16 protein-coding genes and 3 tRNA genes are annotated in these 19782 nt (G+C 68.2%); 10 read left to right on the top strand and 9 right to left on the bottom strand.

Annotated features, from left to right (window positions below; all coding sequences use genetic code 11):
• Positions 1–32 precede the first annotated feature (32 nt).
• The 3 genes from mutM to mutY all read left to right on the top strand — a co-directional run bounded on the left by mutM (position 33) and on the right by mutY (position 4000).
• Positions 33–848, top strand: coding sequence for a bifunctional DNA-formamidopyrimidine glycosylase/DNA-(apurinic or apyrimidinic site) lyase (gene mutM / locus ACAM52_RS27330; RefSeq protein WP_354342281.1), 816 nt, complete (start codon positions 33–35; stop codon positions 846–848).
• Positions 849–951: 103 nt separating this feature from the next.
• Positions 952–2925, top strand: coding sequence for a dynamin family protein (locus ACAM52_RS27325; RefSeq protein ID WP_354342282.1), 1974 nt, complete (start codon positions 952–954; stop codon positions 2923–2925).
• A gap of 40 nt (positions 2926–2965) precedes the next feature.
• The gene (gene mutY / locus ACAM52_RS27320) at positions 2966–4000 is read left to right on the top strand and encodes an A/G-specific adenine glycosylase (RefSeq protein WP_369647789.1); all 1035 of its coding nucleotides are present in this window, start codon (positions 2966–2968) and stop codon (positions 3998–4000) included.
• 13 nt (positions 4001–4013) lie between these two features.
• On the opposite strand, the gene rapZ is transcribed toward mutY, so the two are convergent.
• From rapZ to ACAM52_RS27305, 3 genes are read right to left on the bottom strand one after another with little or no spacing between them, the layout of a single operon-like run.
• Complete coding sequence (gene rapZ, locus ACAM52_RS27315; protein WP_062476353.1) at positions 4014–4886, bottom strand: RNase adapter RapZ; 873 nt, start codon at positions 4884–4886, stop codon at positions 4014–4016.
• Positions 4887–4888: 2 nt separating this feature from the next.
• Positions 4889–6571, bottom strand: a complete 1683-nt coding sequence (gene recN / locus ACAM52_RS27310; RefSeq protein ID WP_139702595.1) for a DNA repair protein RecN — start codon at positions 6569–6571, stop codon at positions 4889–4891.
• Positions 6572–6608: 37 nt separating this feature from the next.
• The gene (locus ACAM52_RS27305) at positions 6609–7514 is read right to left on the bottom strand and encodes an NAD kinase (protein ID WP_062476290.1); all 906 of its coding nucleotides are present in this window, start codon (positions 7512–7514) and stop codon (positions 6609–6611) included.
• Between the two features lie 31 nt (positions 7515–7545).
• On the opposite strand from ACAM52_RS27305, the gene hrcA reads away from it, so the two are divergent.
• From hrcA to ACAM52_RS27280, 5 genes are all read left to right on the top strand, one after another.
• The gene (hrcA, locus tag ACAM52_RS27300) at positions 7546–8553 is read left to right on the top strand and encodes a heat-inducible transcriptional repressor HrcA (protein WP_062476292.1); all 1008 of its coding nucleotides are present in this window, start codon (positions 7546–7548) and stop codon (positions 8551–8553) included.
• A gap of 35 nt (positions 8554–8588) precedes the next feature.
• Positions 8589–8665 (top strand) — tRNA-Ile (locus ACAM52_RS27295).
• A gap of 260 nt (positions 8666–8925) precedes the next feature.
• On the top strand, positions 8926–10053 hold the full coding sequence (locus ACAM52_RS27290; RefSeq protein ID WP_369645096.1) for an efflux RND transporter periplasmic adaptor subunit: 1128 nt from the start codon (positions 8926–8928) through the stop codon (positions 10051–10053).
• A 19-nt stretch (positions 10054–10072) separates the two neighbouring features.
• Positions 10073–13201: an efflux RND transporter permease subunit gene (locus ACAM52_RS27285; protein ID WP_369645095.1), complete on the top strand. Its 3129-nt coding sequence runs from the start codon at positions 10073–10075 to the stop codon at positions 13199–13201.
• An 82-nt stretch (positions 13202–13283) separates the two neighbouring features.
• Positions 13284–13360, top strand: a tRNA-Arg gene (locus ACAM52_RS27280).
• Positions 13361–13544: 184 nt separating this feature from the next.
• Here the strand turns inward: ACAM52_RS27280 and ACAM52_RS27275 are convergent.
• The gene (locus ACAM52_RS27275) at positions 13545–13955 is read right to left on the bottom strand and encodes an HU family DNA-binding protein (protein ID WP_070062003.1); all 411 of its coding nucleotides are present in this window, start codon (positions 13953–13955) and stop codon (positions 13545–13547) included.
• A 217-nt stretch (positions 13956–14172) separates the two neighbouring features.
• Between ACAM52_RS27275 and ACAM52_RS27270 the strand changes: the two genes are divergently transcribed.
• Positions 14173–14249 (top strand) — tRNA-Arg (locus ACAM52_RS27270).
• 69 nt (positions 14250–14318) lie between these two features.
• Here the strand turns inward: ACAM52_RS27270 and ACAM52_RS27265 are convergent.
• Positions 14319–14879 carry a thermonuclease family protein gene (locus ACAM52_RS27265; RefSeq protein WP_369645094.1) on the bottom strand — a complete coding sequence of 187 codons (561 nt, stop codon included), beginning with the start codon at positions 14877–14879 and terminating at the stop codon, positions 14319–14321.
• Between the two features lie 98 nt (positions 14880–14977).
• On the opposite strand from ACAM52_RS27265, the gene greB reads away from it, so the two are divergent.
• Positions 14978–15559 carry a transcription elongation factor GreB gene (greB, locus tag ACAM52_RS27260; RefSeq protein WP_369645093.1) on the top strand — a complete coding sequence of 194 codons (582 nt, stop codon included), beginning with the start codon at positions 14978–14980 and terminating at the stop codon, positions 15557–15559.
• Between the two features lie 13 nt (positions 15560–15572).
• Here the strand turns inward: greB and ACAM52_RS27255 are convergent, their stop codons facing one another.
• The 4 genes from ACAM52_RS27255 to ACAM52_RS27240 form a co-directional block, all read right to left on the bottom strand.
• Positions 15573–17816, bottom strand: coding sequence for a bifunctional (p)ppGpp synthetase/guanosine-3',5'-bis(diphosphate) 3'-pyrophosphohydrolase (locus ACAM52_RS27255; RefSeq protein ID WP_095746649.1), 2244 nt, complete (start codon positions 17814–17816; stop codon positions 15573–15575).
• A gap of 93 nt (positions 17817–17909) precedes the next feature.
• Positions 17910–18113: a DNA-directed RNA polymerase subunit omega gene (gene rpoZ, locus ACAM52_RS27250; protein WP_013543330.1), complete on the bottom strand. Its 204-nt coding sequence runs from the start codon at positions 18111–18113 to the stop codon at positions 17910–17912.
• A 31-nt stretch (positions 18114–18144) separates the two neighbouring features.
• On the bottom strand, positions 18145–18765 hold the full coding sequence (gmk, locus tag ACAM52_RS27245) for a guanylate kinase (RefSeq protein WP_062476362.1): 621 nt from the start codon (positions 18763–18765) through the stop codon (positions 18145–18147).
• A 14-nt stretch (positions 18766–18779) separates the two neighbouring features.
• Entirely contained in the window at positions 18780–19703 is a 924-nt protein-coding gene (locus ACAM52_RS27240; protein WP_070062006.1) for a YicC/YloC family endoribonuclease, read from the bottom strand.
• Positions 19704–19782: the final 79 nt, after the last annotated feature.

Here is a 19782-nt window from a genome sequence, read left to right as displayed (position 1 = left end):
GGGGCTTCGTCGCTGCCGGAGTTTTACTTTTCATGCCTGAACTACCCGAAGTCGAAGTCACCCGGCGCGGCTTTGCCGACCGCATTGCCGGCGCGCGCATCGAGTCCGTGCGCATCGGCAAGCCGTTGCGCTGGGCGCTGATGGTGGTGCCGCAGGCGCTGGTCGGGCGCCGCGTGCGCGAGGTGCGCCGTCGTGGCAAGTACCTGCTCATCGACCTGGACCGCGGGCTGCTGTTGTTGCACCTGGGCATGTCGGGCAGCCTGCGTTTCGACATCCACCTGCCGGAACCCGGCGTGCACGACCACTTCGACCTCGTCACCGAGCTTGGCACGCTGCGGCTGAACGACCCGCGCCGCTTCGGTGCCGTGGTCTACGTGGACGACGAAGAGGCGCCCTGGGCCCTGAAGCTGCTCGGCGGGCTGGGCATGGAGCCGCTGGGCGACGCCTTCGACCTCGACGCCTTCCATGCCGGGCTGAAGAAACGACGCACGGCCATCAAGCAGGTGCTGCTCGCGGGCGACGTGGTGGTGGGCGTCGGCAACATCTACGCGTCGGAGGCGCTCTTCATGGCCGGCATCCGACCGACGTTGTCAGCGGCGCGCATCAGCCGGCCGCGCGCGGCCAAGCTGCATGCGGCGGTGCGCGACATCCTGGCGCGGGCGGTGGAGAAGGGCGGCAGCACCTTGCGCGACTTCTCGAACGTGGACGGGCAAAGCGGCTACTTCCAACTCGAAGCGACGGTCTACGGCCGCGCGGGCGAGCCGTGCCGGGTGTGCGGCACGCCGATCCGGCTGTTGAAACAGGGGCAGCGCTCTACTTATTACTGCCCCCATTGCCAGAAATCCTAGGGAAGGCGGGCCCCGTGGCGGCTGCTTCGGGGCAAACTCCTGCCGGTACCCCGTTCGCCATGTGGCGATGTTATATTTGTAAATTCTTACTTACATCTTCCCCTTGAGCCGCTCTTTCAACCAACAGCTCGATCAGCACGGCGCCTGGCGGAGCAACTTCGCCCGCCGCCTTCAGTGGCTGTCCCGTTGGCTGACCGACAACGAGCTGCTCGACCAGGCCGTGGCCGAACGGCTGCGCGCCCTCGAAGACCAGATCCGCACCAGCAAGGTCATGGTGGCCTTCGTGGCCGAGTTCTCGCGCGGCAAGTCGGAGCTGATCAACGCGATCTTCTTCGCCGGCTACGGGCGGCGGATCATGCCGGCGAGCGCCGGGCGCACCACGATGTGCCCGACCGAGCTGGGCTATGACGCCGCCTTGGCGCCCAAGCTGCGTCTGCTGCCCATCGAAACCCGCCTGGAGCCGCATTCGCTCACTCACTGGCGCGAGCGGCCCACGCGCTGGACCGAACTGCCCATCGACGTGGAAGACGCCGAGCAGTTGGCCCAAGCCATGGGCAAGGTGGCCGAAGTCCGCTGGGTGAGCAAGGACGAAGCCCGCGCGCTGGGTTTCTGGAACCCGGAGACGCCCGACGACAACCCCGTGCAGGACGCCGAAGGCCGCGTCGAGATTCCGCGCTGGCGCCATGCGGTGCTCAACATGCCGCACCCGCTGCTGGAGCAGGGCCTCGTGATCCTCGACACGCCCGGCTTGAACGCGATCGGTGCCGAGCCCGAACTCACCGTGAGCCTGATCCCGCAGGCGCATGCCGTGGTCTTCATCCTGGGCGCCGAAACCGGTGTGACCCGCTCCGACCTGTCGATCTGGCGCGAGCACCTGATCACGGGCGACGACAGCCACGACACGCGCTTCGTGGTGCTCAACAAGATCGACACGCTGTGGGACACGCTGAGCACCCCGGCGCAGATCGCGCAGCAGATCGAGCGCCAGCGCGAAGGCGCGGCCCGGCTGCTCGAGGTGCCGCTGGCGCAGGTGCTGCCGGTGTCGGCGCAGAAGGGGCTGCAGGCCAAGATCGGTCATGACGCGGCCCTGCTCGACGCCAGCCGGCTGCCGGCGCTCGAGGCGCTGCTCGGCGAAGGCGTGCTCGGCAAGCGCGAAACCATGCTGCGGCTCGCCGTCGATGCCGGCATGACCGCGCTGCGCACCGAGGCCGAGCGCCTGCTGAAGGTGCGCCAGCGCGACCTGTCGGAGCAGGCGCTCGAACTGCAGGGCCTGCGCGGCAAGAACGTGTCGGTGATCCGCCACATGCGTGCGCGCATCGATCAGGAACATGCCGAATTCGAGGGCAGCAACACCCGCATCCTGGCGCTGCGCTCGGTGCAGGGCAAGCTGCTGCGCGAGGTGTACGCGGTGCTCGGGCGCACGGCGCTCAAGGCCGACATGGTCAAGCTGGCCGCGGCGCTCAAGCGCCCCGGCGTCAAGTTCAACGTGCGCAAGGTGTACGGCGAAACCTTCGATGCGCTGCGTAACAACCTGCGGGAAGTGCAGGCGACGACGGCCGAGATCCAGTCGATGCTGCACGCCACCTTCCGCCAGCTCAACGCCGAGCAGGGCTTCACGCTGCAGGCGCCGGCCGAGCCCGACCTCAGCGGCTTCGAGCAGGAGCTGGGCCAGATCGAGCGCAGCCACATCCACTACCTGGGCGTGGGCAACCTGATCAAGCTCGCGCAGGCCGACTTCTGCGACAAGCTGGTGCGCGCACTGGCCAGCCGGTTGCGGCTTGTAAACGAAGCCGCCATGACCGAGGTCGAGCGCTGGAGCAAGGGCGCGAGCGCGCAGATCGATGCGCAGCTCAAGGAGCGCCGCCGCAATTTCAGCAAGCGCATCGAGGCGATCGAACGCATCCAGAACGCAGCGGGCAGCCTCGACGACCGGCTGGCCGAGATCGCCGCGCAAGAAAGCCACCTGGCCGCGCTGCAGGAGCGGCTGCACGAGTTCACCTCGCTGATCGCGCAGCACGGCAGCCAGCCGCCTGCCGCGGCTGCCGCCATCGCGGGCGAGCAACTGCGTGCGGCCTGAGCGCAACGCCGCGCGGGCGGCTGTTTCCACTTCCGTGTCGCTGCCCCCCGATTTCGCCGCACAGATCGTGCGCTGGCAGCGCAGCCACGGTCGCAGCGAACTGCCGTGGCAGAACACGCGCGATCCGTACCGCGTCTGGCTCTCGGAGGTGATGCTCCAGCAGACCCAGGTCACGACCGTGCTGGGCTACTTCGCGCGCTTTCTCGAGCGCTTCCCCGACGTGGCGGCGCTGGCCGCCGGCACCGAGGACGAGGTGTTCGGCCTGTGGAGCGGCCTGGGCTACTACAGCCGCGCGCGCAACATGCACCGCTGCGCGCAGGAGGTGGTCGCGCGCTTCGGCGGCGCCTTTCCGCACACCGCCGCCGAACTCGTGACCCTGCCCGGCATCGGGCGCTCCACGGCGGCCGCGATTGCGGCCTTCTGTTTCGGCGAGCGCGTGGCCATCCTCGACGGCAACGTGAAGCGCGTGCTGACGCGCGTGCTCGGCTTCGACGGCGACATGTCGTCGGCAGCGCAGGAGCGCGCGCTGTGGGACCTCGCCACGCAGCTGCTGCCGCCGGACGGCCAGCGCGAGGCGGTGGCGCACTACACACAGGGCCTGATGGACCTGGGCGCCACGGTCTGCCTGCCGCGCAAGCCCAGCTGCATGATCTGCCCGGTGAACGCCAGCTGCGTGGCCCTGCGCCAGGGCGCGCCCGAGCGCTACCCGGTGAAGACGCGCAAGCTCAAGCGCAGCGCCCAGTCGCTGTGGGTGCTGCTGGCGCGCGATGCCCAAGGGCGCGTGTGGCTGGAGAAGCGGCCCGCCAAGGGCATCTGGGCGGGGCTGCATTGCCTGCCGGTGTTCGACAGCCACGACGACCTGCTCGCGGCCCTGCCGTCGGGCGCGGCGCACGACACGCAGGAACTGCCACCCTTCGTGCACGTGCTGACCCACAAGGACCTGCACCTGCACCCCGTGCTCCTGCAGGGCGTCCAGCCGCAAGGCGAGGGCGCGCGCTGGGTCGAGGCGCAGGAGTGGAGCCGGCTGGGGCTTCCCGCCCCGATGCGCAAGCTGCTGGAAACCGCCGAGCCCTGAACGGCCTCCGCCCTCAGGCGTCGAGTTCGCGGTGGCGCTTGAGCGCCCCCCAGCGGGCACCGAAGGCGCGTGCCAGTTGCTCGACCAGGAACACCGACCGGTGCTGCCCGCCCGTGCAGCCGATGGCCACCGTCACGTAGCTGCGGTGGTCACGCGCCAGCGCGTCGAGCCAGTGCGTCAGGAACTGCTCGATGTCGTCGAACATGCGCGCCACGTCGTCGTGCTCGCGCAGCCATTCGATCACCGGCTCGTCGCGCCCCGTGAGTGCGCGCAGCGCCGGCACGTAGTGCGGGTTGGGCAGCATGCGCACGTCGAACACATAGTCGGCATCGAGCGGCACGCCGCGCTTGAAGGCGAACGATTCGAACACCAGCGTCAGCGCGTTCTGCGGCGCCGAGATCAGCCCCTTGATGTAGCTCTGGAGCTGCGCGGGGCGGATGAGGCTGGTGTCGATCACGTCGGCACCGTCGCGCAGGTCGGCCAGCAGCTCGCGTTCGAGTTCGATGGCCTGCACCAGCACGCGGTGCTGCTCGGGCACGTCGGTGCGGCTTTCCTGGCGCGAGAGCGGGTGGCGCCGGCGCGTTTCCGAATAGCGGCGCAGCAGTGCGTCGGTGGTCGCGTCGAGGAACAGCGAGCGCAGCGAGACGCCGTCGGCGCGCAGCGCTTCGAGCTGCTGCGGCACGATCGGCAGCGACACGCCGCTGCGCACGTCCATCGCGATCGCCACGCGCGTGGCCTGCTGTTCGTGCTGCAGCGCGATGAAGGCCGTGAGCAGCTCGGGCGGCAGGTTGTCGACGCAGTAGTAGCCGGCGTCTTCCAGCGCGTGCAGCGCCACCGACTTGCCGGAGCCCGACATGCCGGTGATGAGGACGAGGTCGAGATTCATGTTCATGGGGCGGTCGCCGGCGTCTTGTGGCCCAGCATTTCGCGCGCGTGGGCCAGCGAGGTGGCCGACACCTTTTCGCCGCCCAGCATGCGGGCGATTTCGCGGGCGCGGTCGTCGGCCGCGAGGCGCGACACGCCGCTTTCGGTGCGCGGGCCGTCCGTGCCGGCCGCTGTCGTCTGGCGCTTGGCGACCACGAGGTGGTGGTCGGCGCAGGCCGCCACTTGGGGAAGATGGGTCACGGCGAGCACCTGACGGTCGCGGCCGAGCTGCTTCATGAGGCGGCCCACGGTCTCGGCGACGGCGCCGCCGACGCCTGCATCGACCTCGTCGAAGATCAGCGTCTGCGCGGCGCCCAGTTCGCTGGTCGTCACGGCGATGGCCAGTGCGATGCGCGAGAGTTCGCCGCCCGAGGCCACCTTGCCGATGGCGCGCGGCGTGCTGCCGGCGTGGCCGGCCACCAGGAACGAGATTTCTTCGAGGCCGGCGCGGCCGGGCTGTGCCAGCGGCTGCAGTTCGACGTCGAAACGCCCGCCTTGCATGCCCAGGCCCTGCATCGCCTGCGTGACGGCCTGGGCCAGGCGCGGTGCCGCCTGCTTGCGGATTTTGCCGAGCGCCTTGGCTTCCTTCATGTAGGCCTGCTGGGTGTTCTGCTCGGCGCGCTCCAGACCTTCGAGGTCGCTTTGCGCGTCGAGCGCCTGCAGCTCGGCCTGCCAGCCGGCCAGCAGCGCGGGCAGCTCGGCCGGCGTGCGCTTGTAGCGGCGCGCGAGCGACATCCACAGGCCCATGCGCTCGTCGAGTTCGGCGAGGGTCTTGGGATCGGTGTCGGTGTCGCGCAGGTAGCCGTGCAGCGAGTGGGCCGCGTCCGAGGCCTGCGCCACGCAGGAGGCCAGCACCTCGCCCAGCGTGCGGAATTCGGGCTCGATGTGCTCGCAGTTCTGCAGCAGCGTCGCGGCGCGCGTGAGGGCGGCGAGGGCGCCGTTGTCGTCGTCTTCGAGCGCCTGGCTCGCGCCCTGGGCGGCGTCGATGAGCGCCTGCGCGTTCGAGATGCGCGAATGGTGGGCCGAGAGCTCGTCCCACTCGTCGGCGCCCGGCGCCAGCTTGGCGACTTCGGAAATCTGCCATTGCAGCCGCTCGCGCTCACGTTGCAGCGAGTCTTGCGCCGAGCGTGCGTGTTCGAGCGCCGAGAGCGCCTGGCGCCAGCTCTGCCAGGCGGCGTCGAGCGCGTCGGTGCGCGCGCCGGCGTAGGCGTCGAGCAGGCCGCGCACGGCCTCGGGGCGGGTCAGGCTCTGCCAGGCGTGCTGGCCGTGGATGTCGAGCAGGCGGTCGCCGAGTTCGCGCAGCTGCGTGGCGGTGGCGGGGCTGCCGTTGATCCAGCCGCGGCTGCGTCCCTGCAGGTCGACCGTGCGGCGCAGCAACAGGCCGTCGCCGGCCTCGAAGCCGCCTTCGTCGAGCCAGCCGGCCAGGGCCGGGTCGGCGTCGAACTCGGCGCTCACGTCGAGCCGCTCGGCGCCTTCGCGCACGGCGCCGGCGTCGGCGCGGTTGCCCAGTGCCAGCTGCAGCGCGTCGATCAGGATGGACTTGCCGGCGCCGGTTTCCCCGGTCAGCACCGTGAAGCCGGCGGACAGGTCGAGTTCAAGGGACCGCACGATCACGAAGTCGCGCAGTGCGATGCGTCGCAAAGCCATCTCAGTTCGTCCTCAAGCTGGGGGCGTGGTCCTTCATTCAGGAGCCCCCTTCGTTCCAATGGAGTTTTTTCCGCAGCGTGTCGAAGTAGCTCCAGCCGCGCGGGTGCAGGAAGCGCACCCGGAAGTCGGAGCGGCGCACCACCACGCGGTCGCCGATGGCGAGCGAGGCGAGCGACTGCATGTCGAAATTGGCGCTGGCGTCGCGCCCGCTCACCAGCTCGATCACGATCTCGTCGGCGTCGGGCAGCAGCACGGGTCGGTTGGACAGCGTGTGCGGCGCGATCGGCACCATCACCCAGCCCGGCACCGCCGGATGCAGCAGCGGCCCGCCGGCCGACAGCGCGTAGGCCGTCGAACCCGTGGGCGACGCGATGATCAGCCCGTCGGCGCGCTGGTTGGCCACGAAATGACGGCCCACCGACACGCGCATCTCGACCATGCCCGAGGTGGCGCCGCGGTTGACCACCACGTCGTTCATCGCGAGCGCGTCGAACACCACGGCCTCGTCGCGAAGCACCTGTGCGTGCATCAGGCTGCGGTGGTCTTCTTCGTATTCGCCGGCCAGCATCGGGATCAGCGTGGCCTGGTAGTTGTCCAGCGGAATGTCGGTGATGAAGCCCAGCCGCCCGCGGTTGATGCCGATCAGCGGGATGCCGTAGCACGCGAGCTGCCGGCCGATGCCGAGCATGGTGCCGTCACCGCCGACCACGAGGCCGAGGTCGCAGCGCTGGCCGATTTCCTCGACCGACAGCGCCTGGTAGCGCGGGTGCGGCGGGGCGTCGGTGTCCTCGCAGGACGAACGCTCCACGAACACCGTGCATCCCTGCGATTCGAGGAAGGCGCCGATGCCTTCCATCACGCCGTCGCGCGCATCGGCTTGCGCCCGGGCGCCGGAAGCCTGGTATTTGCCGATCAGGGCGACGTGACGAAAGCGTGAGGTCATAGCTCACAAATTACAACACTAAAATCTTGCAATGCTGGACGACCGTGCCAAGTTGCTGTTGAAGACGCTGGTCGAGCGTTACATCGCCGATGGGCAACCCGTCGGATCACGCACGCTCTCGCGTTCGGCGGGGCTGGATCTCTCGCCTGCGACCATCCGCAACGTCATGTCCGACCTCGAGGCGCTGGGGCTCATTGCCAGCCCCCACACCTCGGCGGGACGCGTGCCGACCACGCGCGGCTACCGGCTCTTCGTCGACACCATGCTGACCGCGCAGCGCGAGCAGATGAGCACGCCGAGCCTGGCGGCCGACCAGCCGCAGAAGGTGATCGCCAACGCCGCGCACCTGCTGTCGAACCTGTCGCAGTTCGTGGGCGTCGTGATGGCGCCGCGGCGCGTCTCGGTGTTCAAGCAGATCGAATTCTTGCGGTTGTCCGAGCGGCGGCTGCTGGTGATCATCGTCTCGCCCGACGGCGACGTGCAGAACCGCGTGATCTTCCCGGAATCCGACTACTCGCAGTCGCAGCTGGTGGAAGCCTCGAACTACATCAACGCGCACTTCGCGGGCCTGACGATCGAGCAGGTGCGCGACCGCCTGCAGTCCGAGGTCGAGAAGCTGCGCGGTGAAATCGCCGCGCTGATGCAGGCCGCGGTGCAGGTCAGTTCCGAAGTGCTCACCGATGCGCAGGCCGACGACGTCGTGATTTCCGGCGAGCGCAACCTGCTGTCGGTGACCGATTTTTCCAGCGACATGGGGCAACTGCGGCGCGCCTTCGATCTTTTTGAAGAGAAGGCGCAGCTGATGCGGCTGCTCGACGTGTCGAGCAAGGCCGAGGGCGTGCGCATCTTCATCGGCGGCGAAAGCCAGGTCGTGCCGTTCGAGGAGCTGTCCATCGTCAGCGCCAACTACGAGGTCGACGGCCAGGTGGTCGGTACGCTGGGCGTGATCGGCCCGACCCGCATGCCGTACGACCGCATGATCCAGATCGTCGACATCACCTCGCGGCTGGTGAGCAACGCGCTGAGCCACCGCAAGTAAGCGGCCGCGCGCGGCGCATAGAATCGGGCCCGCGTGGGCCGTTAGCTCAGTTGGTTAGAGCAGCGGACTCATAATCCGTTGGTCGAGTGTTCAAGCCACTCACGGCCTACCACCACACATTCCCCCTCTGTAGACACTCCGATGAAGGCCGCATTGCGCGGCCTTTTTCTTTGCAGCTGCGGGGGCGCGAGCAAGGCCCGCGGCCGTCGCCGATTTCACCTACGGCAAACACAGGATTCCTTCAGGTTGCAATGCAACATCGAAGGCAGAATGCACCATTTGAGTGCAAATGTAACGAGCCGGGTGATCCCTGCGCACGCCGCACAGCGATTCCCGATGGCCATGACCCCGCTTTTCAAGCTCCTGCTTCCGATGTCCCTGCTCGCGCTCGCTGCATGCGGCGCCAAGCAGGCCTCCACCACCGATGACGCGCCGCCCGACGTCGGCGTGGTGGCGCTGCACGCCAGCGACGTGGCCGTGCACACCGAGCTCGCGGGCCGCACGGCCGCCTACCGCGTCTCCGAGGTGCGGCCGCAGGTCAACGGCATCGTGCGCAAGCGACTGTTCGAAGAGGGCGGCATGGTCCGTGCGGGCCAGGTGCTGTACGAGATCGAGCCCGGCCCGTTCGAGGCCGCGCACGAGCAGGCGCAGGCCGCACTGGCCACCTCGCAGGCCACCATCGCCAGTCTGCGCGGCAAGGCCGATCGCTTCGGTGAACTGGTCAAGGCCAACGCCGTGAGCAGGCAGGAACACGAAGAGGCACAGGCCGCGCTGGTGCAGGCGCAAGCCGGCGTGAAGGCCGCGCAGGCGGCCGTGAAGGCGGCGCGCATCAACCTCGACTTCACGCGCATCACCGCGCCCATCGCGGGACGCATCGGCCGCTCCGCCGTGACCGAAGGCGCGCTCGTGGCGCCGGGCCAGGCGATGGCGCTGGCCACGATCCAGCGGCTTGACCCGATCTATGTCGACGTGGTGCAGTCGAGCTTGGCGTTGACGAAGCTCAAGCGCCGCTTCATCTCGGGCGACATGGCGCCGGCCAGCACCCAGGTCCGCCTGCGCATGGAAGACGGCCTGCCTTACCCGCATGCCGGCACGCTGAAGTTCTCCGAAGTGGCCGTCGACGAGGCCACCGGCTCGGTCACGCTGCGCGCGGAATTCCCGAACCCGCAAGGGCTGCTGCTGCCGGGCATGTACGTGCGCGCGCAGGTCGAGTCCGGCGTGGAGCGCCAGGCCATCCTGGCGCCGCAGCGCGGCGTGGCCCGCAACGAGAAGGGCGAGCCGACCGCGCTGGTGGTGGTGGCCGACAACAAGGTCGAGCTGCGCGCGCTCGAAGTGCGCAGCACCGAGGGCGAGCACTGGGTCGTGACCCGGGGCCTGCGCGAGGGCGACCGCCTGGTGGTCGATGGCCTGCAGCGCGCGCGCCCCGGCGAGAAAGTGAAGCCGGTGCCGGTGTCCACGGCGGGCGCACCGTCCGCCGCCGCGCCTTCCCCGGCCGATTGACGAGAAACCGCAACCTCCCGTGATCGCTCATTTCTTCATCCAGCGGCCCGTCTTCGCCTGGGTTATTGCCATCCTCATCATGCTGGCCGGCGGCGTGGCCATTCGCACGCTGCCGGTGTCGCAGTACCCCGACATCGCGCCGCCGACCGTGGTCGTGTCGGCCAACTACCCCGGCGCCTCGGCGCAGGCGGTGGAAAACAGCGTGACGCAGGTGCTCGAGCAGCAGCTCAAGGGCATCGACGGGCTGATGTATTTCAAGTCGACCAGCAGCGCCGCCGGCTGGGCCGAGATCAACGTCACCTTCCGCCAGGGCATCGACCCCGACACCGCGCAGGTGCAGGTGCAGAACAAGGTCAGCCAGGCCACCAGCCGGCTGCCGCAGGCGGTGCAGCAGCAGGGCGTGACGGTCGCCAAATCGCAGAACAACTTCCTGCTGATCGTGGCGCTCTACGACGAGACCGGCCAGCGCACCGACACCGACATCGCCGACTGGATGGCCAGCAACCTGCGCGACCCCATCAGCCGCGTCGACGGCGTGGGCTCGGTGCAGGCCTTCGGCGCGGCGTACGCCATGCGCATCTGGCTCGACCCGCACCGGCTGGCCAGCTACCAGCTGATGCCGTCCGACGTCACGGCCGCCATCACCGCGCAGAACACGCAGGTGTCGGTGGGCGAGATCGGCGCGCGGCCGTCGGCACCGACGCAGCACCTGAACGCCACCGTCACCGCGATGTCGCGGCTGCAGACGCCCGACCAGTTCAAGGCCATCGTGCTCAAGACGCAGGCCGACGGCGCCGTGGTGCGGCTGGGCGACGTGGCGCGCGTCGAAATCGGCAGCGAGTCGTATGCCGAGACCACACGCTTGAACGGCCACCCGGCCGCGGGCTCGGCCGTGATGCTGGCGCCCGGCGCCAACGCGCTGACCACCGCCCGCGCGGTGAAGGCGCGCATCGCCGAGCTTGAGCGCTCGCTGCCCGCGGGCCTGCGCGTGGCTTATGCGGAAGACACGACGCGCTTCGTCAAGATCTCGATCCAGTCGGTCATCCGGACGCTGCTGGAGGCCATCGCGCTGGTGGTGGTCGTGATGTTCCTCTTCCTGCAGAACTGGCGTGCCACGGTGATCCCCGCGATCACCGTGCCGGTGGTGCTGCTGGGCACCTTTGGCGTGCTCGCGGCCTTCGGCTATTCGATCAACGTGCTCACGCTGTTCGGCATGGTGCTGGCCATCGGCCTGCTGGTGGACGACGCGATCGTGGTGGTGGAGAACGTCGAGCGCGTCATGCACGAAGAGGGGCTCGATGCGAAGGCGGCCACGATCAAATCGATGAAGGAGATCACCGGCGCGCTGGTCGGCATCGCGGTGGTGGTGTCGGCGGTGTTCCTGCCCATGGCCTTCTTCGGCGGCTCGGTGGGCGTGATCTATCGGCAGTTCTCGGTGACCATCATCGCGTCGATGGTGCTGTCGGTGGTGGTGGCCATCGTGCTCATCCCGGCGCTGTGCGCGCGCTTCCTGAAGGCCGGCGTGCCGCCGCGCACGCGCGGCTTCCTGGGCGCGTTCAACCGCCGCTTCGACGCCGCGCAGGGCCGCTATGTGGGCGTGCTGGGCCGCATCCTGCGCAAGCCGCTGCGCTTCACGGCGGTGTACGTCGCCATCGTGGCCGGCATGGGCCTGCTGTACCTCAGCCTGCCCGGCGGCTTCCTGCCGGAAGAGGACCAGGGCAGCGTGATGGTGATCGCGACGCTGCCGGCCGGCGCCACCTCGGGCCGCACCGACGAAGTGAACCGCGCCATCGAAAAGCATTTTCTCGAGACCGAGAAGGACACGACCGACACCATCTTCACGCTCACCGGCTGGAGCTACAGCGGCTCGGGGCAGAACATGGGCATGGCGTTTGTCTCGCTGAAGGACTGGTCCGAGCGCGCCAGCGCCGACAAGCGCGCGCACGCCATCGTCGAGCGTGCCGGCAAGGCGCTGGCCAAGCAGCAGCGCGACGCCGAGGTCTTCGGCATGGTGCCGCCGCCCATCGAAGGGCTGGGTGAATCGAACGGCTTCGAGTTCTGGCTGCAGGACACCTCGGGCATGGGCGCCGAGCGGCTGTTGCAGGCGCGCGAAAAGCTGGTGCGCGAGGCCAACAAGGACCCGCGCCTGCAGTCGGTGCGCGCCAACAGCGTGGCCGGCACGCCGCAGCTGCAGGTCGACATCGACCAGCTGAAGGCCTCGGCGCTGCGGCTGTCGCTGGACGACGTGAACACCACGCTGGGCATTGCCTGGGGCGGCAGCTACGTCAACGACTTCATCGACCGCGGCCGCGTGAAGCGCGTGTACGTGCAGGCTGATGCGCCGTACCGCTCGACGCCGGACGACATCGGCCAGTGGTTCGTGCGCGGCAGCACGGGGGCTATGACGCCGTTCTCGGCCTTTGCCACCACGCGCTGGTCGCAGGGCGCATCGCAGCTGGAGCGCTACAACGGCCTGCCCGCGGTGCAGATCCAGGGCGCGGCCGCGCAGGGCACGAGCTCGGGCACGGCCATGGCGGCCATCGAGACCCTCGCGAAGAAGCAGAGCGGCACGGGCCAGGCCTGGAGCGGCCTGTCGTACCAGGAGCGGCTGTCGGGCGGGCAGGCGCCGCTGCTGTTCGCGCTGTCGATCCTCGTGGTCTTCCTGTGCCTGGCGGCGCTGTACGAGAGCTGGTCGGTGCCGGTGTCGGTGATGCTGGTGATTCCGCTGGGCGTGCTCGGCGCGGTGATCGCGGCAGCGCTGCGCGGGCTGTCGAACGACATCTACTTCCAGGTCGGCCTGCTCGCGACCATAGGGCTGTCGGCCAAGAACGCGATCCTGATCATCGAGTTCGCAGAGGCCGCGCTGCGCCGTGGCGTGCCGCTGCTCGAAGCGGTGGCCGAAGGCGCGCGCCTGCGGTTGCGGCCGATCCTGATGACCTCGCTGGCCTTCCTGGCGGGCGTGATCCCGCTGGCGGTGGCCACTGGCGCGGGCTCGGGCAGCCAGGTCGCGATCGGCACCGGCGTGTTTGGCGGCGTGCTCGCGGCGACAGCACTGGGCATCTTCTTCGTGCCGCTGTTCTATCTGCTGGTGAAGCGCGTGGCCGCACGGCTGATGGGGCACAAGGCGGGCGGCGAACAGGTGGCCTGAGGCCATCGCATCGCAAGGCCGTGAAGCTTTTTTGAAGGCCTCGCCGGAACAGCGCTTTCGGCGGGGTAGAATTCAAGGCTGCGCGGCTGTAGCTCAGTTGGATAGAGTACTTGGCTACGAACCAAGGGGTCGTGGGTTCAATTCCTGCCAGCCGCACCATCTCTCGAATAGCCTGGAAGAGTTTCTCTTCCAGGCTATTTTCGTTTGGGCCCTCGCAAAGAGGGTTTCGCTGTCGCATTCGCTGCGCGGCAGGCGCCCACAAAAAAAGCCGCCCGAGGGCGGCTTTTTGACGTCGATACGGACAGCTGCCAGGCCGGGCCTGCGCAGCGTCGCACCATGCGTCTTACTTCTTCTTGGCGACGGCCTTCTTGGCGGGAGCCTTGGCGACGACTGCCTTCGTGACAGCAGCCTTCTTGGGAGCGGCGGCCTTCTTGGCAGCAGGTGCAGCAGCGGCCTTTTCAGCCTTGCGCTTGGCGGCCTTGGGGTCGATGGCGGCCTTGAAGGCAGCGCCGGCGACGAACTTCGGCACCTTGGTAGCGGCGATCTTGATCTTGGTGCCGGCCTGGGGGTTGAAGCCCGAGCGTGCAGCGCGTGCGACTTGCTTGAAAGTACCGAAGCCGACCAGCTGGACCGAATCGCCCTTCTTCACGGCAGCGACGACGCTGCTGGTGATCGTTTCGAGGACGCGTGCGGCCTCGGCCTTGCTCAGGTTGTGGGTGGTGGCGATCTTCTCGACCAGTTCGATGCGGTTCATTCAGTATTCCTTGGATGGTATGGCGCCGTGTTGCCTACGGCGGCCCAGGCTTATTCCGGGCGGGGCGGAGTGTACCGGGTCGGAAGGGTCTCTTTGGAACGGCACGGGCCGGATGCGTTGCAACAAGCCCCATTGCAGGCTGCTGTCGTCCGTATTTTTCAGCTTTCGATCACAAAGGTTGGGGCGCGCGAAAAAACACGCTATAATCGAAAGCTGTGCGGCTGTAGCTCAGTTGGATAGAGTACTTGGCTACGAACCAAGGGGTCGTGGGTTCAATTCCTGCCAGCCGCACCACTCTTCAAGGGTTAGCTCGTTTTTCGAGCTAACCCTTTTTCTTTGGCCGGTCATTGCGTCGTGCCCGCATCAAGGACGCGCCGGTCGCGCGTCCTTCCAGAGGCCGGCCCGCTTGGCCTTGGCTTCTTCCTCCGCGAATTCGTACTGCCCGCGCTCCTGGGGTGACAGGCGCTGCGCCTGCGCGGGCTGCCAGCGTGCCAATCCGACGGTCAGCAATGCCAAGCCTGCGTCGAGCGTCCTCGGGCCATTGGGTGCCGAGTCCGGCGTCACCATGACACGGCAGATGCGTTCGCGAGCGTGGGATGTGGGATCGTCGCAGTCGACGTCCGCCGGCTTCAGGCGAACCATGTCGTGCATCTTCTGCCGGGCCTGCTCGGCAAAGGGCTGCCCGGGCTTCGGCGCCTCGATGCCTTGCAGGCGCACGCGGCGCCACGCACTGGCGCTGGCTGCGTCGCCGCAGCGGGCGGTGAGGGTGTCGCCGCTGTGGATGCTCACGACGAAGCAGGTCTGCGTCCTGGCGTGGGTGTCGAAGGGAAGAAAGCCCTGTACGGCAGCAAGGGCCGTGAGAGCGTACAAATGAAGCCCCGCCGAGGCATGGCGACGGCATGGGAAATGTCCGGTGGCGATCACGGGGGCTCCTGTCTCCTGGGTATGGCGGTTGCGGCAAACTCACCGGCTTGTAGGGCGCGGCAAGGGCGCCCAGTATTTCCGATTTGAAGGGCTCTGCATTGAACAAGGCATTCACCAAGGAGTCGGACGCCGATGCGGACGACGACGATGACGGCGCAGGTGGCGTCGCGCCCCCGCTGCCGGCCGGCAGCAAGAACTACATCACGCCCGAGGGCTACGCGCGGCTGCGCGACGAACTGCTGCAGCTGATGGACGAGGAGCGCCCCAAGGTCGTCGAGGCCGTGCACTGGGCCGCGAAGAACGGCGACCGTTCCGAGAACGGCGACTACCTCTACGGCAAGAAGCGCCTGCGCGAGATCGACCGGCGCATCCGCTTCCTCGGCAAGCGGCTCGAGATCGCGGAGATCACCGACCCGTCGGTGCACCACGGGCGTGACCAGGTCTTCTTCGGCGCCACCGTCCGTTATGCCGACGAGACCGGCGAGGAGCGCAGCGTCACGATCCTCGGCATCGACGAGGCCGAGAGCGCCAAGTCGGAGGTCAGCTGGATTTCTCCCATCGCACGCGCGCTGCTCAAGGCGCGCGAAGGCGACGTGGTGAAGCTCGTGACGCCCGGCGGGGCGCACGAGGTGGAGATCCTGTCGGTGAGCTATCCGGCGCCGCGCACGCCGGCGAACTGACGCGCGAGCGAACTCAGGGCGCCGGAATCGTCCGCGCCGCGGTCAGCACCGACGCGGTCCGGCGCGCGGCGCGCAGCACGGCATCGAGGTGCGTGCGGTCGCGCACCGCGATCACGAAGCGCAGGTCGGTCGAATCCTGCGGGGTCTCGTCGGCCATTTCCACGTGCGTGATGTCGGCTTCGGCATCGGCCAGGGTGGCCGCCACGCGGGCCAGCACGCCCTTGTCGTTGCGCACGGTGATGACCACGCCGGTCTCGAAGGCACGCGTGGGCTCGTCGGCCCATTCGACCGCGAAGAAGCGCTCGCTGTCCTTGTTGCGCAGGCGCTGGCCCACGCCGCAGTCGTCGGTGTGCACTACCAGCCCTTCGCCGTGCCCGAGGTAGCCGACGATCTGGTCGCCGGGAATGGGCCGGCAGCACTGCGCAAAGCGCACGGAAGAGTTCTCGCTGCCGTCGAGCGTGACGGCGCCTTGCGACACGGCCTCGTGCGAGGTGAAGCGCTCGCGGCTCAGGAGCAGGGCGTCGGGGCGCTCGCCGATCTCGGCCAGCAGCGCCATGAGCCGCTTGGCGACGATGCTGGCGATGCGCTTGCCCAGGCCGATGTCGGTCAGCAGCTCGGCGCGGGTGCGGTTGCCGGTGAAGCGCAGCAGCTTCTCCCACAGCGCCTGGTGTTCGTCGTCTTCCTCGGGCAGCTTGCCCAGGCCTTCGGCGCGCAGCGCCTGCGCCAGCAGCTTCTCGCCCAGGCCTTCGGACTCGGCATGCGCCAGCGTCTTCAGGTAGTGACGGATCTTGGAGCGTGCCCGGCCGGTGCGCACGAAGCCCAGCCACGCGGGGTTGGGTGTGGACACGGGCGCGGTGATCACTTCGACCACGTCGCCGTTCTTCAACTCGGTGCGCAGCGGCACCTGGTCGCCGTTGATGCGCGCGGCCGAGGTGTGGTCGCCGATGTTGCTGTGGATCGCGTAGGCGAAGTCGACCACCGTGGCGCCGCGCGGCAGCGCCATGATCTGGCTCTTGGGCGTGAAGACGTAGACCGCGTCGGGGAACAGGTCGACCTTGACGTGGTCCCAGAACTCGGCGGCGTCGCGCGTCTCGTCCTGGATGTCGAGCAGCGACTGCAGCCACTTGGTGCCCAGCCGGTCGTTGCTCGCGGCATTGGGCTCGGCGGCCTTGTAGAGCCAGTGCGCTGCGACGCCCGATTCGGCCACGACGTGCATGGCCTCGGTGCGCAGCTGGAACTCCACGCTCACGCCGGCAGGGCCCACCAGCGTGGTGTGCAGCGACTGGTAGCCGTTGAGCTTGGCGATCGCGATGTGGTCCTTGAACTTGCCCGGCAGCGGCTTGTACATCTGGTGCAGGATGCCCAGGCCGGTGTAGCAGGCGATCACGTTCGGCACGATGAGCCGGAAGCCGTAGATGTCGGTCACCTGCGCGAAGCTCAGGTGTTTTTCTTCCATCTTGCGGTAGATGGAATAGAGCGTTTTCTCGCGGCCCGCGATGCGCAGCGTCATGCCGGCGGCGGAGAAGGCCGTCTCGACCTCTTTCTGTACCTTCTGGATCAGGTCGCGTCGTCGTCCGCGGGCCTTGGCGACGGCCTTGGCCAGCGTGGCGTAGCGCCAGGGCTTGAGATGGCGGAACGACAGGTCCTGCAACTCGCGGTAGGTCTGGTTCAGGCCCAGCCGGTGCGCGATGGGGGCGTAGATCTCGAGCGTTTCGCGCGAGATGCGGGCCCACTTTTCGCGCGGCGCATCGGCCAGCGTGCGCATGTTGTGCGTGCGGTCGGCCAGCTTGACCAGGATGACGCGCACATCGCGCGCCATGGCCAGCAGCATCTTGCGGAAGGACTCGGCCTGGTTCTCTTCGCGCGTGTTGAACTGCAGCTTGTCGAGCTTGGTGAGCCCGTCGACCAGCTCGGCAACCGGGGCGCCGAAGCGCTCGATGAGCTCCGGCTTGGTGACGCCGCAATCTTCGATGGCATCGTGCAGCAGCGCGGCCATGAGCGCCTGGGCGTCGAGCTTCCACTCGGCGCACTGCGCCGCCACGGCGATGGGGTGGGTGATGTACGGCTCGCCGCTGTTGCGCAGTTGGCCGAGGTGGGCCTCGTCGGCGAAGCGGTAGGCCCGGCGCACCAGCTCGGTGTCTTCGGGGCTCAGGTAGTCGAGGCGGGCCGTCAGCGCAGCAAAACTCGCGGCGGCCGCGTTCAGCGCCGCCGGACTGGGTTTCGGCGTGGGGGACGGAGGTTTGGCGACCGCGCTCATGGCTACCACTTTAGCGTGACCGCTCTGTGGACGCGTCCAGACGTAAAAAAAGCACCGCAATGCGGTGCCTTTTCGTTGCGGGGCTGCGTCAGATCAGCCCGGCACTTTCTTGAGCATCTCGATGCCGATCTTGCCTTCGGCGATTTCGCGCAGGGCCGTGACGGCGGGCTTGTTCTTGCTCTCGATCTTGGGTGCGTGGCCTTGGCTCAGCATGCGCGCACGGTACGTGGCGGCGAGAACGAGCTGGAAACGGTTCGGGATCTGAACGAGACAATCTTCGACGGTGATGCGGGCCATGATGAATTCTTTCGGTCGGTGAGCGGGGATTTCAAGGGATGTTCAGTGCGGCGAACGTATCGGCACGTGCTCTGCGCTGTGCGGAATACCGGAGCCTCTGCGCGTGGACGATCGCCTTGAGATCGAAGAGTGCGCGCTCAAATAACTCGTTGATTATAACGAAATCGAATTTTCCGGCCTGGGCCATCTCTTCGGCCGCGTTTTTCAGGCGCAGTTCGATCACCGCCGCGCTGTCTTCGCCGCGCCGCTCCAGCCGGGAGCGCAGCTCTTCCCAGCTGGGCGGGAGGATGAAGATCATGACCGCATTGGCAAAGGTCTTGCGGATCTGCAGCGCGCCCTGGAAGTCGATTTCGAGGATCACGTCGGTGCCCAGGGCCACCCGCTCCTCGACCGCCTTCTTCGACGTGCCGTAGCGGTGGCCGTGCACGTGGGCCCATTCGACGAAGCCGTCGGCCGCGATGAGGGCGTCGAACTCGCTCGGGGAGGCAAAAAAGTACTCCCGGCCGTGCTTTTCCTGTCCGCGCGGGGGGCGCGTGGTGTGGGAGACCGAGGGCTGAACGGCCGAGTCGAGCTCCATGAGCGCCTTGACCAGGCTCGATTTGCCAGCGCCGCTGGGCGCGGCGACCACGAAGATATTGCCGGGGTAGTCCATGGGGAGGCTCGTCGTCATTCGATGTTCTGCACCTGCTCGCGCATCTGCTCGATGAGGACCTTCATGTCCACGCCGATGCGCGTGAGTTCCAGGGCTGCCGACTTGGAGCCCAGGGTGTTGGCTTCGCGGTGCAGTTCCTGGATCAGGAAATCCAGCCGCTTGCCGATCTCGCCGCCCTTCTTGAGCAGCCGCTCGATCTCGTCGAGGTGCGAATTCAGCCGCGTGAGCTCTTCGGCTACGTCGATGCGGATTGCAAAGGCGGTCGCTTCGGTCAGGGCGCGGTCCTGGGCGGCTTCGGGCAGCGTGCCGCCCGTACCGGCGGTCAGGCCCATGGCCTCCTGCCAGCGTTCCAGGAAGCGGTTGCGCTGCTGTTCGACCAGCTGCGGGACCAGCGGACCGGCCTGCTGCACCAGGGTGCGCAGCTGCGCCAGGTGCGCTTCGAGCATCTTGGCCAGCCGGGCGCCTTCGCGCTGGCGGGCCGACATCAGGGCCTCCAGGGCCTTGCCTGCCACGTCGAGCAGGTCGGGGCCCCAGTCGCCGCGGGTGGCGCCGTCGCTGCCGGCCAGGCGCAGCACGTCGGCCACGCTGAGCTCGCGGGCGCCGGGCAGCCAGGCGCGGATGCCGTCCTGCACGCCGTTCAGCCGCTGAAGCAGCTTGACGGAGGGCTCGACCACGCCCGCCTGGGACGTGTTCTCGATGGCCGCGCGCACCTCGACCTTGCCGCGCTTGAGCTTGCCCGTGAGCAGCTCGCGCAGCGCGGTCTCATGCTGGCGCAGCTCCTCGGGGAGCTTGAAGGTGAGGTCGAGAAAGCGGCTGTTGACCGAGCGGATTTCGACCCCGAGCCGGCCCGCGGCGGAGGGCCGTGCATCGGCTTCGGAGTGGCTGCCTGCGGGGCCGTTCTGGCCGCTGGCGTAGCCGGTCATGCTGTAAACTGGCATTGCGCCTCACTGTGGTTTTGCTTGCAAGCACCGAGGCGTCGGTACAGCGTTCGCTTGCCGCACCATCGCCTTCGGGCGA

This window comes from Variovorax sp. V118, from assembly GCF_041154445.1.
GTDB classification, from domain to species: domain Bacteria; phylum Pseudomonadota; class Gammaproteobacteria; order Burkholderiales; family Burkholderiaceae_C; genus Variovorax; species Variovorax boronicumulans.
This window is presented reverse-complemented; position numbering and strand designations above follow the sequence as displayed.